The sequence below is a fragment of the Arthrobacter sp. B2a2-09 genome (assembly GCF_027587375.1).
Classification (GTDB): Bacteria; Actinomycetota; Actinomycetes; order Actinomycetales; family Micrococcaceae; genus Arthrobacter.
Genome location: NZ_JAMXIC010000001.1, coordinates 150,817 through 165,690, shown reverse-complemented (window position 1 = coordinate 165,690; position 14,874 = coordinate 150,817). Strand labels below are relative to the sequence as shown.

At 65.5% G+C, this 14,874-nt stretch carries 15 protein-coding genes; 11 read left to right on the top strand and 4 right to left on the bottom strand.

The window, feature by feature from the left end:
* Positions 1–47 precede the first annotated feature (47 nt).
* Positions 48–1,121 (top strand): DNA polymerase IV, encoded by a 1,074-nt coding sequence (locus NFJ07_RS00770; protein WP_442865262.1) that lies wholly within the window; start codon positions 48–50, stop codon positions 1,119–1,121.
* A gap of 32 nt (positions 1,122–1,153) precedes the next feature.
* Here NFJ07_RS00770 and ggh read toward each other — a convergent pair whose 3' ends face one another.
* On the bottom strand, positions 1,154–2,365 hold the full coding sequence (gene ggh, locus NFJ07_RS00765; protein ID WP_442865261.1) for a glucosylglycerate hydrolase: 1,212 nt from the start codon (positions 2,363–2,365) through the stop codon (positions 1,154–1,156).
* A 124-nt stretch (positions 2,366–2,489) separates the two neighbouring features.
* On the opposite strand from ggh, the gene NFJ07_RS00760 reads away from it, so the two are divergent.
* The 8 genes from NFJ07_RS00760 (at position 2,490) to NFJ07_RS00725 (ending at position 8,674) form a co-directional block, all read left to right on the top strand.
* A complete protein-coding gene (locus tag NFJ07_RS00760; protein ID WP_442865260.1) occupies positions 2,490–3,086 on the top strand; it encodes a sulfite oxidase-like oxidoreductase in 597 nt (198 codons plus the stop codon).
* 10 nt (positions 3,087–3,096) lie between these two features.
* The gene (locus NFJ07_RS00755; RefSeq protein ID WP_269991777.1) at positions 3,097–3,834 is read left to right on the top strand and encodes an FAD-binding oxidoreductase; all 738 of its coding nucleotides are present in this window, start codon (positions 3,097–3,099) and stop codon (positions 3,832–3,834) included.
* On the top strand, positions 3,831–4,178 hold the full coding sequence (locus NFJ07_RS00750; protein ID WP_269991776.1) for a DUF6510 family protein: 348 nt from the start codon (positions 3,831–3,833) through the stop codon (positions 4,176–4,178). Before NFJ07_RS00755 ends, NFJ07_RS00750 begins: the two co-directional genes overlap by 4 nt.
* Positions 4,179–4,268: 90 nt before the next feature.
* Positions 4,269–5,213, top strand: a complete 945-nt coding sequence (locus NFJ07_RS00745; RefSeq protein WP_269991775.1) for an MTAP family purine nucleoside phosphorylase — start codon at positions 4,269–4,271, stop codon at positions 5,211–5,213.
* Positions 5,210–6,274: an NAD-dependent epimerase/dehydratase family protein gene (locus NFJ07_RS00740; protein ID WP_269991774.1), complete on the top strand. Its 1,065-nt coding sequence runs from the start codon at positions 5,210–5,212 to the stop codon at positions 6,272–6,274. The genes NFJ07_RS00745 and NFJ07_RS00740 overlap by 4 nt, the downstream gene beginning before the upstream one ends.
* Before the next feature lie 140 nt (positions 6,275–6,414).
* Positions 6,415–7,239, top strand: a complete 825-nt coding sequence (locus NFJ07_RS00735) for a glycosyltransferase family 2 protein (protein WP_333482027.1) — start codon at positions 6,415–6,417, stop codon at positions 7,237–7,239.
* Positions 7,236–7,943: a TIGR04282 family arsenosugar biosynthesis glycosyltransferase gene (locus NFJ07_RS00730; RefSeq protein WP_269991773.1), complete on the top strand. Its 708-nt coding sequence runs from the start codon at positions 7,236–7,238 to the stop codon at positions 7,941–7,943. Before NFJ07_RS00735 ends, NFJ07_RS00730 begins: the two co-directional genes overlap by 4 nt.
* Positions 7,940–8,674, top strand: coding sequence for a class I SAM-dependent methyltransferase (locus NFJ07_RS00725; RefSeq protein WP_269991772.1), 735 nt, complete (start codon positions 7,940–7,942; stop codon positions 8,672–8,674). Before NFJ07_RS00730 ends, NFJ07_RS00725 begins: the two co-directional genes overlap by 4 nt.
* Here the strand turns inward: NFJ07_RS00725 and NFJ07_RS00720 are convergent.
* Positions 8,635–9,147 carry a hypothetical protein gene (locus tag NFJ07_RS00720; RefSeq protein ID WP_269991771.1) on the bottom strand — a complete coding sequence of 171 codons (513 nt, stop codon included), beginning with the start codon at positions 9,145–9,147 and terminating at the stop codon, positions 8,635–8,637. The genes NFJ07_RS00725 and NFJ07_RS00720 overlap by 40 nt on opposite strands.
* Entirely contained in the window at positions 9,147–10,331 is a 1,185-nt protein-coding gene (locus NFJ07_RS00715) for a molybdopterin-dependent oxidoreductase (protein ID WP_269991769.1), read from the bottom strand. The genes NFJ07_RS00720 and NFJ07_RS00715 overlap by 1 nt, the downstream gene beginning before the upstream one ends.
* A gap of 144 nt (positions 10,332–10,475) precedes the next feature.
* On the opposite strand from NFJ07_RS00715, the gene NFJ07_RS00710 reads away from it, so the two are divergent.
* Both NFJ07_RS00710 and NFJ07_RS00705 read left to right on the top strand, forming a co-directional pair.
* Positions 10,476–11,984 carry a glycosyltransferase 87 family protein gene (locus tag NFJ07_RS00710; protein ID WP_269991768.1) on the top strand — a complete coding sequence of 503 codons (1,509 nt, stop codon included), beginning with the start codon at positions 10,476–10,478 and terminating at the stop codon, positions 11,982–11,984.
* Between the two features lie 202 nt (positions 11,985–12,186).
* Positions 12,187–14,307 carry a putative bifunctional diguanylate cyclase/phosphodiesterase gene (locus NFJ07_RS00705; RefSeq protein ID WP_269991766.1) on the top strand — a complete coding sequence of 707 codons (2,121 nt, stop codon included), beginning with the start codon at positions 12,187–12,189 and terminating at the stop codon, positions 14,305–14,307.
* An 81-nt stretch (positions 14,308–14,388) separates the two neighbouring features.
* On the opposite strand, the gene NFJ07_RS00700 is transcribed toward NFJ07_RS00705, so the two are convergent.
* Complete coding sequence (locus tag NFJ07_RS00700) at positions 14,389–14,850, bottom strand: GyrI-like domain-containing protein (protein WP_269991765.1); 462 nt, start codon at positions 14,848–14,850, stop codon at positions 14,389–14,391.
* Positions 14,851–14,874 lie beyond the last annotated feature (24 nt).

Genomic DNA, 14,874 nt, shown 5'->3' with positions numbered 1-14,874 from the left:
GGCGGAAAACCGATGCTTGGCAGGGATGTTTAGGGCAGACTGGTGGCGTGAGCGGAATCCGGTGGGTGCTGCACGTCGATCTCGACCAGTTCATCGCGGCGGTCGAAGTGCTCCGGCGGCCGGAGCTTGCGGGCAAGCCGATCATTGTCGGCGGTCGGGGCGACCCCACGGAACGGGCTGTTGTGTCGACCGCATCCTACGAAGCCAGGGCGTTCGGCGTGGGTTCCGGGATGCCCTTGCGCATTGCCGCCCGGAAAGTGCCCGACGCCGTGATCCTGCCCGTCGATCAGGAGGCCTACCTCGCGGCGTCTGAGACGGTGATGGCCACCCTGCACGCGCAGCCCGGGGCCACCGTGCAGGTGCTGGGTTGGGATGAAGCCTTTGTAGGCATTGAGACAGAAAATCCGGAAGCCTACGCCCGGCGAGTGCAGGCCGCCGTCCTGGAGCGAACGCAGCTGCATTGCAGCGTGGGCATCGGAGACACCTTGGTCCGGGCCAAGGTCGCCACCGGTTTCGGCAAGCCGGCCGGCGTCTTTCGCCTCACCGCCGGGAACTGGCTCGACGTCATGGGCAGCCGGCCCACCAAGGACCTGTGGGGCGTCGGAACCAAGGTGTCGGGCAGGCTGGCCAAGCTCGGCATCAACACAGTCGCCGAGCTCGCCGCGTCCGACCCCCAGGACCTGGTCCCGGAGTTCGGCCCCAGGATGGGTCCTTGGTACGCGCAGCTCGGACGCGGGGACGGCACCAGCGTCGTGGACGACACCCCGTGGGTTGCCCGCGGACACAGCCGGGAAACCACCTTCCAGCAGGACCTGAGCGATCCGGCCCAGGTGGAGGACGCTCTGAGGGAGTTGACGGCGCGTGTCCTTGAGGATGTTATGGCCGAAGGAAGGCCCGTGGTTGGGCTGACCCTGAAGGTTCGATACGCGCCGTTCTTCACCACGACCCACGCGAGGAAGATTCCCGAGACATTCGACAGGAGCGAAATCCTCGCTCGGGCCTTGGACCTCGCAACCGGAATCGAGGCGGGCCGTCCGATCCGGCTCCTGGGCCTGCGGGCCGAAATGGCAATGCCAGACGATGCCCGGAAGGGACATACGCCCACGCGCGGGGGTTGGTGACGAGGTCGCACCCTTCCTTACCCATTCTTGCCCTACAAACACGCCCCGATCCATTCGAGGGCGGCGGCGGCGGCTGTCCAGGCCTGGTTCAGGCTTCCCAGCGGTTCTCCGGTGAAGGGTTCGTAGTATTCGCCGAACCGGAGGTCGGCCAACTGATCAAGGGACGCGGTCTTGAGTGCTTCGTAGATCTCGTTTTGCCCGTCGCGGCGCGATGCCCAACCGAGAAGGAGATTCAGGAAAGGCCAGACGGGGCCGCGCCAGTATGTCCGGGGACGGAAGGCGGCGCTGGACGGGGAGGTGGACGGTGGAAGAGCGAACCGCAGGCGAGGATGCCCCATCCAGTCCGGCCCAAGAAGTAACTTCCTCTGCGCCGCGAGCAACACCCCGTCGCCTCCGGACACCAGCGGGGCAAATCCGGAGACCGTGTCGGTGGAAATCCACTCCCTGGCCAGGATGTCGTAGTCGCGGGCAAGCCCGCTGACGGGGTCAATCGTGGAGGCCACACCGTCGCGGAAGCGCCGGGCAAAACCTCGCAGCTCCTCGGCGTCGGAACGGCGCCCGATTTCTTCGCCCAAGCCGGCCAGGACATCGCTGGAAGCGGCCATGATGGCGGAAAAGAACACGTCCCGCACCCGGAAGCCGACGACGTTCGGCACGGCGGCGTCGTCGTACGCTACGGAGGCCATCTGTTGGACGAGCCATAGATACTTTGTGTATTCGCTGTCGTCGGGCCGCTCGCTGGTATCTGCAACGTGCAGGGTGTCACGCCGTGTGAAAGCGGGGACGGTGCCGGGCTGGACCCGCGTGTAAGGCCCGTCCCACCGTGGGGAATTATCGAATCCGGACTCCCAACCATGGTGAATTTCAATCAGCCCGGTAGCGTCCGGGTCACGCACGGTGGCCAGCCACCGGTGCCACGCCAGCCAGCTGTCGAAGGATTCGGCGAGGAAGGACTCTGCCGCTTCCTGGTCAGCGCCGCCGTTCTCCCTGCCCCGGTCCAGGATGTGACGCAAGGCGATCGCGTGGACTGGAGGCTGGCAAATGCCGCTGCTCTTGATGCCCGAAGGGCGTGCTTGCGCGGACTCGGTGCCCCAACGGTCAAAACCAGGAAAGTAGTCGGTGCTGTTCCCGCTGAAGACAATGTGCGGGATCATTCCTGTGGACCATTGGGCGGCCAGCAAAGTACGGAGTTCGGTGATGGCACGCCTGACATTGACCCGCGCCAGTACGCGAGCGCACGACAACTACCAAGCTACTGCAGCGAGCATGACCCGGTCAGGCTTTGCTTAGTGTCTAGACCCTGACCGGCCGTTGCCCTATCGTTGGGGAACCGAGCACAGTCGGCTTGAGACTCCGCATCGGAGGTACATGGTGGGCATCATCTCGTCTGGATTTCACGGAAGACGGCAGACCGGCAATCCAGCGTTGCCACCGGGCCAATACGAGACCGCCAGCTTCCCGGTCCTTACGGCCGGCCCCGCTCCCCGGATCCCCATTGGCGACTGGGAATTCTTCATCAGCACCGAGGCAGGGCAGCGTCATGCGTGGTCCTGGGACGCCTTCATGGCATTGCCCCAGATGGACATCCATACGGATATCCACTGCGTGACCAGCTGGTCCAAGCTGGGCACCACGTGGCGCGGAGTGTCCCTGGACACTCTGTTTGAGAACGTGGAAACAAGCTCGAGGTTCACGATGGCCCACTCATACGGCGGATATACGACCAATGTCCCACTCCCGGACCTTCTTGGCGGCCGGGCGTGGGTGGCCTGGGAATTCGACGGTGAGCCGCTTGAACGCGCCCACGGCGGACCTGCCCGTCTCCTGGTGCCGCACTTGTACTTTTGGAAGAGCGCAAAGTGGATCAACGGCATCGAGTTGACACAGGATGACGTTCCTGGTTTCTGGGAATCCAACGGATACCACATCCACGGCGACCCGTGGCGGGAGGAGCGCTACTCATGAGGTCCGCCGGATGAGCACGTTGTGGCGCGTGGCCGACGTCGTCAGCAGCATGCCCGAAACGGAAACCGCCCGAACCATAGGCTTGCGGGTGAACGGCTTGAACGGCAACCTCGCCGGACAACACATCGACATTCGCCTCACGGCGGACGACGGCTATACGGTCGTGCGCTCATACTCCGTGGCCGGGGCGGGCATGGACGAAACCTTGGAGATCACCGTTGACGAATTGGCCAACGGAGAAGTCTCCCCCTATTTGGTCCGGGAACTGGCAGTCGGGGACCAGTTGGAGATCCGCGGGCCGGTGGGTGGCTGGTTCGTCTGGAAACCCACTGACACAAACCCCGTTCAGCTGATTGCCGGAGGATCCGGCATCGTGCCGCTCATGGCCATGATCCGCGCACACCATGCATCGGAAAATCCGGCGCAGTTCCGGCTGCTCTATTCGCTCAAGTCACCCGAATCAGGGTTCTATCGGGAAGAACTCCAAACCTTGGGCCAGGAATCCCGAAAGCTCAGCATCGACTACGTCTACACACGCAAGGCGCCAAAGGGTTGGCCGACTGCCCCGCAACGTCTCACTCCAGAAACCCTGCTGGCCAGCATCTTGCCAACGGACCCCGCCCCGGACATCTTCATCTGTGGCCAGACTGTCTTTGTGGAAACGGTCGCGGAATGGCTCGTGCAGGCGGGATATCCAGCCGCCTCGATCAAGACCGAGCGCTTCGGCGGAACGGGAGGAACACGGTGAGTGGGAACAACGGCTCCGAATCTGCGGGCGCCAAAGATCCGAGCTTCGAGGATCAGGACATCGCTGGAATCGCAGGCAATGCAATACCGCATCTGGACGGAAACGCCGTGGCCGGACCCCTGGGGGAACTGTTCCGCTTCGATATCGTCGCAGCGATCGGACGATGCAAGCACTGCGGCGCGGTCCGCGTCTTCGGAGAGACGATGGTGTACGTTGACGCTCCGGGAATCGTTGTCCGCTGCGCTTCCTGCGAGGGCGTCCTGCTCCGCCTTGTGGAGACTCCCACGCGGTACTGGCTCGATGTGAGCGGGCTCAGCTACCTGCAAATCGACCGCGAGGGCTAAGGTAACGCTCCGCCTGTCCCAGCGGACCCGTTCCGGACCCGTAAGGATTCCAACCGCGACGCCGGACGCCGACGTTGGCATGATGGGGTCATGTCATTGCTCCCCGAACCCCACGCAGAACCCCGCGCACGGATCGGACTCATTGGCGGCACGGGCCTGTACAAGCTGCCCGGGGCCGTCGTGCTCGACACGCTGGACATCCCGACGCCGTTCGGGCCTCCCTCCAGTCCCGTCACTGTCGCCCGGCTGGCCGCACCAGACGGCCCCGGCGGCGAGGGCAACGGCGGCCCGGTGGTCGCATTTCTGAGCCGGCACGGCCGCGGGCACAGCGTTGCCCCGCAGCAGATCAACTACCGCGCCAACCTCTGGGCCCTCAAGAGACTGGGCGTCGAAGCCGTTATCTCCTCCGCGGCCGTTGGGGGCCTGGTTTCCAGCCACGGAACCGGCACTTTTGCCGTACCCGATCAGGTCCTTGATAAGACCTGGGGCCGGGCGGACACCTTCTACGACGGCTCGCTGCCCACCGGGGTGCAGCACCTGCCCGCCGCCGAGCCCTACAGCGCCCTGTTGCGCGCGGCACTCATCGCCGCCCTGGAGCGCCAGGGGGAAGACTTCGCCGGGGCGGCCACCGTGGCCGTCATCAACGGTCCGCGCTTCTCCACCAAAGCGGAGTCCGCGGCCCTTGTTCAGTCCGGTGCGCATCTGATCAGCATGACCCAGTACCCGGAACCGATGCTCGCGGCGGAGTTGAACATGCACTTCGCCGCTCTGGCATTCATTACCGATGCCGACACGGGACACGACGGCTCCGAGCCAGTGACTGCGGAACTGGTGCTGGGCCGCCTGGAGGCCGCGCAGCCGCGGATCCTCGCGGTGTTGTCCGACGCGGTGCGGAATGTGTCCGCGCGGCTGGCCGGCGCTGAGCCAGCGGACGACGGGCCGTGGCGGATGGCGCTCATGCCGGCCGCAGCCGTGGCCACCGTGATGGGCAACGCCGGCCCTGTCCGCCCCGGCACGGGACGAAAAGTGCCGTGAGGATATTGGTCACCGGCGGGGCCGGTTTCATAGGCAGTCATGTCGTCGAAGCCGCCGTGGCCCGCGGCTGGGAGGTCCGGATCCTGGATTCCTTGGATCCGGCAGTGCACCCGGTTCGACCGCCGGGACTTCCCGGAGTGCCTCTGTTCGTGGGCGACGTCGGAGACCCAGCCTCCGTGGCGGAAGCGCTCGCGGGAGTCGACGTCGTCGTCCACCAGGGCGCCAAGGTGGGCCTCGGCGTGGACTTCTTCGACGCTCCGGACTACGTCCGCAACAATGACCTGGCCACGGCTGTGCTCCTGGCAGGCATGGCGGCCTCCGGCATCGACAAGCTTGTCCTGGCTTCCTCCATGGTGGTCTACGGTGAGGGCGCCTACACCGATTCAGCAGGCGGGCCGGTGCGCCCCGGCCCGCGTCTGGTGGAGGACCTGGAGCACGGAATCTTTGACCCCCGCAACCCTGCCACCGGCGAGCTGCTGCTGCCGGCCCTGGTAAGCGAAGACGCGGCCATGGATCCGCGGAACGTCTATGCAGCCTCCAAACTGGCGCAGGAGAATCTGGCTTCCGCGTGGGCGCGCTCAACCGGAGGCACCGCCGTCGCCCTTCGTTATCACAACGTCTATGGCCCTCGGATGCCCAAGAACACCCCCTACGCGGGCGTGGCTAGCCTGTTCCGCTCTGCGCTGGCCCGCGGGGAGGCAGCGCGAGTGTTCGAGGATGGCGGCCAGCGCCGCAGTTTCGTCCATGTAGGAGATGTCGCTGAGGCAAATCTGTTGTCCATTGACGCGTTGGCGGGAGGCCGGATTTCGTCGGGCAGCCTGAGGGCATACAACATCGGCGCCTCAGAGGTCCACACCGTAGGACAGGTGGCGACGATCCTGAGTTCTTTTGCCGAGGGGCCCGAGCCGGTGGTCACCGGCGAATTCCGCCTAGGCGACGTCCGGCATATCACCGCCAGCTCGGCCCGGGCCCGGGCCGAGCTGGGTTGGATCCCCCGGCATGGTTTTGATGACGGAATGCGCGAGTTCGCTACTGCCCCGCTACGCGGGGATCAAAGCTAGACGGCGTGGCCCGGCTTCAAAGCCAGGCTTGGTTGGTGCCCTCCGCAAGCGGCCCGTTCGGGGCCGTCAGAGCACAAACGTCCCGGTTCCGTAAGGATTTCCGCCTGTCGCACCGGGCCTGCGGATTCTACGGTCAAAGGGTGGAGAAAGAGCAAAGCGGTTCACGCGATTCGCACCATGGAATCGGCATTTCCAGCATCCCAAATGGACCGGAGGACGACGACGGCGGTCCACCCTCCGCGCTGGTAGACGTGGTGTTGCCATGCCTCAACGAGCGTTCGGCCCTTCCCAAGGTGCTGGGGGCCTTGCCACCCGGATATCGCGCGATCGTCGTGGACAACGGATCAACTGACGGCTCCGGTGCCCTGGCCGAGAGTCTGGGGGCCACCGTCGTCGACGAAGCGAGGCGCGGCTTTGGCGCGGCGGCGCATGCCGGACTCCTGGCGGCCACGGCCGAGTTTGTGGCCTTTTGCGATTGCGATGGTTCGCTGGACCCTGCCCAACTGGCCCCGATGCTGGAGCTCGTACGCACCGGGCGTGCCGATCTGGTGTTGGGTGCCCGGCGTCCAGCCCGCGGTGCCTGGCCGATCCACGCCCGACTGGCCAATATGGCCCTGAGCCGGCGGTTGCGCCGGCTCACGGGCATCCCTGTCACAGACCTTGGGCCCCTTCGACTTGCCCGGCGCAGCGCACTCCTCGGCCTCGACCTCAGGGACCGACGCAGCGGCTATCCGCTGGAGATGTTCCTCAAAGCCCACCGCGAAGGCTGGCTGGTGACCGAGGTCCCTGTCGACTATGCCCCGCGTCTGGGGAAGTCCAAGGTCACGGGGACACTCCGCGGAACCGTCACGGCCCTCAAGGATATGGGGACGCAGTTGGCATCCGCTTCGCAGCGGACTCAGGCGTTGAAGGGCCGCGGACCGGCGAGCCGACCACCGGCAGATCCCCATGGAGCAACGCCGTGAATCTCACCATCGCCGTCATTGCCAAAGAATGCATCCCGGGCATGGTCAAGACACGACTCATTCCCCCGCTCACCCCGGAGCAGGCCGCAGCCCTGGCTCAGACCAGCCTGAGCCAGACGCTGGAAACAGTGCGATCCCTTCCTGCGGCCCGGCGTTTGCTGGTGTTTGACGGCACGCCGCACCACGGGGACGCTGCTGGTTTTGAAGTATTCGCCCAGAGTGCCGGCGGCCTGGACGAACGACTGGCGGCCATCTGTTCGCTGACGGACGGACCGCTGCTGATTCTGGGCATGGACACCCCCCAGTTATGCGGGGACCAGTTGGCACCCCTGCTGGCGGACTGGGTAACTCCCGCTCCGGTAACGCATCGCGGCGCGTGGTTCGGCCCAGCGTCGGACGGTGGCTTCTGGGCGTTGGGCCTGTACCGGCCCGACGGCGGTCTGCTCCGCGGGGTGGACATGTCCACCCCGCAAACCGGGGCGCACCAATTGGCCCGGCTGGCCGGCGCCGGCCTGGACGTGGGACTGCTACCAGTCCTGAGGGATGTGGACTACTTTGCAGATGCCTTCGCTGCCGCCAGGGAATGTGCCGGAACGCCGTTTGCCCTCGCGGTGGAGAGCCTGGCCACGGGGCGGCCAGCGGCGAGTGTGCCGGTTAAGGCCCTGTCCGCTGCCGCACCCACCCAAAGGGGTGCCTCGCGATGAGCATCCAGGCAGTCCCCAGGGGTCCCCGCGCCCGGGCTGACGGTTTTGCTGCGGGGATGGGCCCGCTTGCCTTGTTTGGCCAAGGCGGGCACGAACCTTACGCCCGTAGCCTGCCCCTCGGCCTGGGGCGCCTGACGCTGCGTCCGGAATCGCCTTGGCGCGAAACCATCGGGCGCGTCCATTTCAACATGCTCGGTTGGTCCGGCCCCGCCACGGCAGACGAACGCGAACTGCTTCGCACCCTCCGTGGGCCCGTTCTCGATGTGGGCTGCGGCCCGGGCCGGATGCTTGAGGCCGCCCGGGAACTGGGGCTAGCCTCCATGGGCGTCGATTCGAGCCCAGCCGCGGTGAAGCTGGCCACCGACCGCGGCGGCGCGGCCATCCTTGGCTCCATCTTTGACCCCGTCCCGCACGAGCGGGGTTGGGGTTCGGCACTGTTGCTGGATGGCAACATCGGCATCGGCGGAAACATCCGGGTGCTGCTTGAGCGTGTTGCCTCACTGCTCGCGCCGGGCGGGCAAGTGCTGGCTGAGGCCGAAGCCCCGGATTTCCTCGATGTAGCCTATCTGGCCGTGCTGGAGGATTCAGACGGACGCGCAAGCGCGGCCTTTCCCTGGGCCCGCGCCGGGTCGAAAGCGCTCGCCTTCCACGCGGCGCGGGCGGGGCTGGATGCCGTGGCCACCCGGACCGTTCAGGACCGGGTCTTTCTGACCTTGGAACGGCGGCCGTAAAGTCCGACGGCGGCCACAACAGCCGCCGAGGCCACCGCCAGGACCACCCAAAAGACACCCAGGGCCAGCGCATAGTCCCCCTGCAGCACGGTGCCGTTGACGCCGCTGCCCGGACCGCTTGGCTCGAGCACCTGCTGGGCGCGGATCAGCGGGGCTGCCACCAATGTCACCAGCGCCCCCACCAGAAGGGCTCCGCGCACTATCCCCTGTTGAACGGGGCCAAGCCCATACGTCAACCTCGACAATCCGCCCCCGGCCAGCGTTGTCAGCGGGACCAGCACGCCGTCGTGCACCAACAACGCCACGGCAAGCCAGGCCGCCACGCCGATCAGCTGGACAGGCGGCACGTTCGCCAGGAATCCGAAGATCGCGTAACCGAGGGCAGCCAGGCCCAGGACGCCCAATGCTGCCCGTACCCACCAGACGGTCCTGCGTCGTGCCGGTGCCGACGGACCCACCACGGGCAGTCGCATCAGATCACCTCCACTTTATGCACCCATTTGGTCTGCAGGACTCCGGGACGGCCGGGGGCGATGATTCGTGCCGGATAGCCATGGTCGAGGTCCAGTGGTTCGCCGTTGAGTTCGAGCGCCAGCAATGTCTGCTCGTCCTGGCTATACGCGGCGGGCATGAAGGATCGCCCGTAGACGCCGCCCTTCTCCATGCTGGAAATCTGCAGTTCGGCATCAGCCGGGGCGCCCACCGTTGCCATCAGGTCCCTGATTCGGACACCGCGCCACTGGGCTCCTTGGCTCCAGCCTTCCACGCAGGCGATGGGCAATCCGTAGCTGTACTGCGGCAACGCGGCGAGCTGTGCCAGCGTGAACGTCTTCTGCACCGGTCCCGAGGACACGGTCAGGACCCAGTCGGGGGCAAGCGCAGCGTCCGCCACACCGGCCTGGGCGGCGGTCCTGTTGATGGGGACGGCCTGCGGGCCGGTATCCATTCGGCGCGCCGCGAAGAGGTTCAAGCCCGACAGCCAGGCGAAGGACTGGCCCGCAGTCGTCAAGACGACGACGCCGGTGCCCGCGGTGATTGCCGTCAGGAACCCCCTGCGGCTCCAGCCGTGCCCGGGTCCAGGCTTCACGGCAGCCGTAACTGTTTTGCCGTCCGGCCCTCCCCCCTCCGTGTCCGCGGCGATAGCGGCCTCGTCCGCTCGGCGGCTCCAATGCGCCAGGATGAGGGGCATCTTGACAGCGATATGAAGCGCCAAAGACCCGATGATGACCCAGGCCAGCCAATAGTGGACATCCCTGAAGGAAAACGGCCAGGGATACCACTGGAAAGTGTTGAGCAATCCGATGGTGACTTCCACCAGCGAAGAAGCCACAAAGAGCGCGATCGAGACCCGCTCCAGTGAGTGCACCACGGACTTTAGCGGCGGCCAGCGCAAGAGTTCGGGATATACGGACCATAGCTTGGCCGCCAGGAGGGGGATGGAAGCTATCCCGGTGGTGACGTGGATGCCCTGCGTAGCCACGTAAAGCCACACGGGACGGGTAAGGAAAAACATCCAAGCCGGCGGATCCTGCAGAAGGTGGCTGAACAGCCCGGTCAAGAAGCACACAGTGAAGGCAAGGCCGAGCCAACGGCCCAGCACCACCGTCAGCCGCCTGCTGCGCAAGGGCGAGGAGAACCGTCCGTTCACCGCTTCCATCCGCTGTTGGAGGAAGTGGTCAATCTGTCCATACCTCGATCACACCACCAAGACCCTCCCGTCGTCCCGGTCCAGACCTTACGAAAGGCAAACAGTCCCTTGGATTCGTCGCCCGCCGGCCTGCAAGTGATGCAGGATCAAAGAGTGAGCGAATCAACACCCGGGCGCGCGTCCGGCCCAGTCGGGAGCAGCTCGGCCGGGAGCAGCTCGTCGGGAATGCGGCCGCCACACACCGGCACTGCGGCTGCGGCGGTGGCACTCGCTCTGGTCGCATTGCTGGCCGGGGTCCTCTGGTGGACGGTCACCAACGACCCAGCCGCGGAATGGGTGTCCCCCCTTGGCACGCTGGCCGCCTGGACCGTCTTCATCCCGGCGGCACTGGTGGCGCGCCGGATCACGGCACGGTACGCCGCCGCCGTCGTGCTCCTCGGGTCCCTGTTGGTGGGAGCCGCCGCCATCGCGGCACCGCCGGCCACCAGCAACGACTCTGCGCGCTATGCGTGGGACGGCATCGTCCAGAAAGCCGGAATCTCCCCTTATGCCCACGTTCCGGCGGACGAGATGCTGCGGCCGCTGCGGCCGGCCTGGCTGTTCCAGGACCCCGGACCGGACGGAACCTGCCATGCCAATCCCTTCCCGACGGGCACCGAGACCACCACCAACATTCCGGGCGGCGGCACCCTGTGCACGGCCATCAACAGGCCCGCCGTGCCCACCGTCTATCCGGCGGCGGCGGAGCTGTATTTCCTGGCCGTGCGGCTCATCCCCGGTTCCGAAGTGGGGTTCATCGCCTTTCAGCTGGCCGGGCTGCTGCTCAGCCTCGCCATAACGGTGGCGCTGCTTGCGTTCCTCCGCCGCACCGGAAGGCCCGTACACCAAGCCGTGTGGTGGGCATGGTCTCCGCTGGTGGCCTTTGAAGCCATCAACGGTGCGCACGTGGATGCGTTGGGCACCGCTCTGGCCTTGGCGGCGGCGCTGCTGCTGGTGGGCGGGCGCACACTGGGTTCCGGAGCGGCCTTTGGCGCGGCGGTGGCCACCAAGCTCATTCCGGCCATCAGCGCCCCGGCGATGCTGTACCGGCGGCCGCTCCGCTTCGTGGCTGCGGCCGTGGCTACATTCGCCGCGGCCTACGTGCCATATGTCCTCGCCAGCGGTTGGGCAGTAGTGGGCTTTCTGCCCGAATACCTTCGCTCGGAGGGATATGACGGGCAGGACAGCCCGCGCTTCACCCTGTTGAAGCTGGTGCTCCCGTCTAGTTGGGCAGCGCCGGCCGCCTTGGTGCTGCTGCTCGGCCTGTCCTTTTACGTATGGCGGACCACCGACTCGGTCCGGCCTTGGGACGGGCAGGTCTTGATGGTCGGAGGAACGCTGCTGATCGTCTCGCCCAGCTACCCCTGGTACGCGCTGCTGCTCTTGCCGTTCGTGGTGCTGAGCGGTCGTTACGAGTTCACGGCCATCGCTCCCGTGCTGGCGCTTATGTATTTCACCGGGGCCGAACCCTACGGCCAGTTGACAGCGAGAGTGGGCCTGGGCGCCGTCGTCGTTCTTCTGGTGGTTGCCACGGTGGCGAGGCGACGGTCGCGGCAATTCCGACGGGTTAGTAATCCATCAGATGGACTAAATGCTTGCCTGTCGTACTGGGATAAGGGATGATTCACGGACTGAGGGTGCACGTGACTCAAAAGGACGTTTACCGCGGAATATGACGGAACTTTCGGGGGGACCTGATCCGGGACTCCGCCCGATACCGTCTGTGAGGGACGAGCCGTCCTTGATGGGAGGCCAGCAATGGCTGGCATGTTTGAACTGTTCATCGATACGGACCGTTGTACCGGTTCCGGTTGAGGTCGGGGGAATGACTGAGCCTTTTTCGAGCACGCCCGTTCTTTCATACCGTGATCTGCTCGAGGGATCGCCTGACCCGCTGCTGATGATCGATTCCGGCGGCGCGATTCGATTCTTCAATGCCGCAGCCGAGCGTCTTTTCGGCCATCGACGGGAGTGGTTGCTGGGCCGGCACTACCGCACGCTATTGCCGGGCCGGCTCCAAGGACGCAGTGAAGGCCAATGGGACGTTTTCGCCGGCGATCCGCGGATGCGGCTGGCCAATGCGGGTCTGGAACTATTCGGTCTGCGGCGTGACGGCACAGAGTTCCCCATGGAGGTCAACCTCGCACCGGTGACCGCTTCCCTGAACAACGTTGTGGCGACGGTCCGGGACGTAAGTGAACGCAAACGCAGCGACGCTGCGCTGCGCGAGGCGCTGTCATTAGTCAGCGCAACGCTTGAATCTACGGCCGACGGAATCCTGGTCGTGACCGCGGGCGGGAAGATCGCAGGGGCGAATGAACGGTTTGCCACCATGTGGGGCATCAGCAAGGATCTTCTCGACTCCCACGACGACAGCAAAGTCATGGCCTTTGTCCTGAACCAACTCACAGACCCGGAAGCCTTCGCGGCGAAAGTCCAAGACCTTTACGCCGATCCAGGCGCCGAGAGCCTGGATTTGTTGCACTTTCGCGACGGACGCACTTTTGAGCGGTATTCACGGCCCCAAAGGGTATCCGAATCCATCGTCGGGCGGGTCTGGAGCTTCCGCGACATCACCGCCCGGACTCAGGCACAAGACCAGGCCCGGACGGCGCTGGCGGAACTTGCCCGTCAAGCCGAAGAGCTCAAGCTTCTCGCCTTCCGGGACCACCTCACGGGGCTGGCCAACCGGGCATTGTTCCGTGACCGGCTTGAACATGCACTGGCCTCAACCGACCGTCTCGGGATCCATGTCCTGCTCCTCGATCTAGATGATTTCAAGGAAGTCAACGATGTCCTGGGCCATCAGGCCGGAGACGAGATGCTCATCGAGGTCGGCCGCCGGTTGCTGCCCTGCGTGGGCCCGGGCGATACTGTCGCCCGGCTAGGCGGAGACGAATTCGTCATCCTCCTGACCTCCACTCCGGACCCGGCACCTGTGGCGGCCCGCCTCGTGAATGCGCTGAACGTCCCCTTCATCCTTCACGGGCGCGACCTCCGTCCCGGCGTCAGCATCGGTCTGATCAGCGCCGACGACGTGCTTCATGCCCCGGATCTGATGCGGCGTGCGGACATTGCGATGTACGCAGCAAAGGCCGCGGGCAAGAACCGTTGCCTGCGCTTCCATCCTGACATGATGACGGCCCTGCTCGCCCGCACAGACCTGGAAGCCGGGATTCGGACCGCGGTTGAACACGGAGAAATCACGGTCCATTACCAGCCTGTGGTCGACGCTGCGTCCGCCACGGTCACCCAGGTCGAAGCACTGGTCCGTTGGGAGCGCCCCGACGGGCTCACCCCGCCCTCGGACTTCATTCCCGCAGCCGAAGCCTCAGGGCTGATCAATGCGATCGGCCACGAAGTGCTGACCCAAACCTGCACCCAGTTGCAGCCCTGGCTCCTGAAGAACGGCAACCGTGCCGTGGCCGTGAATGTTTCAGCCGTCCAGCTGCGCGAACCCGGCTATGCCCGCGGCGTCTTGGAAACGTTGTCTGTCGCCGGAATTCAGGGAAACCAGCTGATCCTGGAAGTCACCGAGAGTGTCTTCCTTGACCCCGCACCCCACATCACCGCCCAGCTGACTCTGCTGCGGGGTAAAGGCATCCGGGTTGCCTTGGATGACTTCGGCACAGGCTATTCCTCTCTTGGACGTCTCCAAGAGTTGCCGGTCGACATTCTCAAAATCGACCGCTCGTTCGTCTCCGTCATTCACACCGGAGAGGAAGACCTGCCAATCCTGGCCTCGATGGCAGTGATGGCCCACCATCTCGGACACCGCATCACCGCAGAGGGCGTCGAAACCCCCGAACAGGCGCGACACCTGCTCCAGCTCGGCTGCGACTCCCTCCAGGGCTACCTCTTCTCGCACCCGGTACCACCCCTAGAGCTTCCCGCCGCCATCCGCGACGCCACTGAACGCATCAAAGACCTTCGCCTCACGATTTAGTCCGGGACTGAGTTGTCCTGCGGCCCCATTGGGGGCATTCCCTCGCATGACACTCACGGGGCCTGGACGGGAAGCTGACTCCTACTTCAGCAGGTGAACGACCGTCGTTTCAGTGTGTGCCGGATCGGGTGTCGGATCTCCGTAGATCTCCCAGGAGTGTCCGGCAGACTCCCTATGATTCGCCGCCATCCACTCCTCGATCGCGTTGTATGCCTCGTTCATGCGGTGGTACGGCCCATGATGGACTGCTACGGCAGCCTCGCCCCCGGGCGTTTCGGTCGCGTACACCTCGCCCGCCGTTTCAAAGGTGCGCGTGACTTCGACGCCGAAGTCGCACAGAAGGGGCGCGCCAGGCTTGATCGAGTGGTGGTAGACGAAAATGTTGTGGCCGTCCGTCCACAGACCCGGCTGACTGCGAATGAAGTCCCAGACTTTGCCTACCGCAGGCCCCCATGCCGAGCCAGCTTCATTCGGTGGGACCTCACGCCGGACAGCGGCCAGCGGGCGGGGGTGGACAGTCTGTACGACGACGGGGACCGACATGCCGCGAGTGTACCTCACACCGCC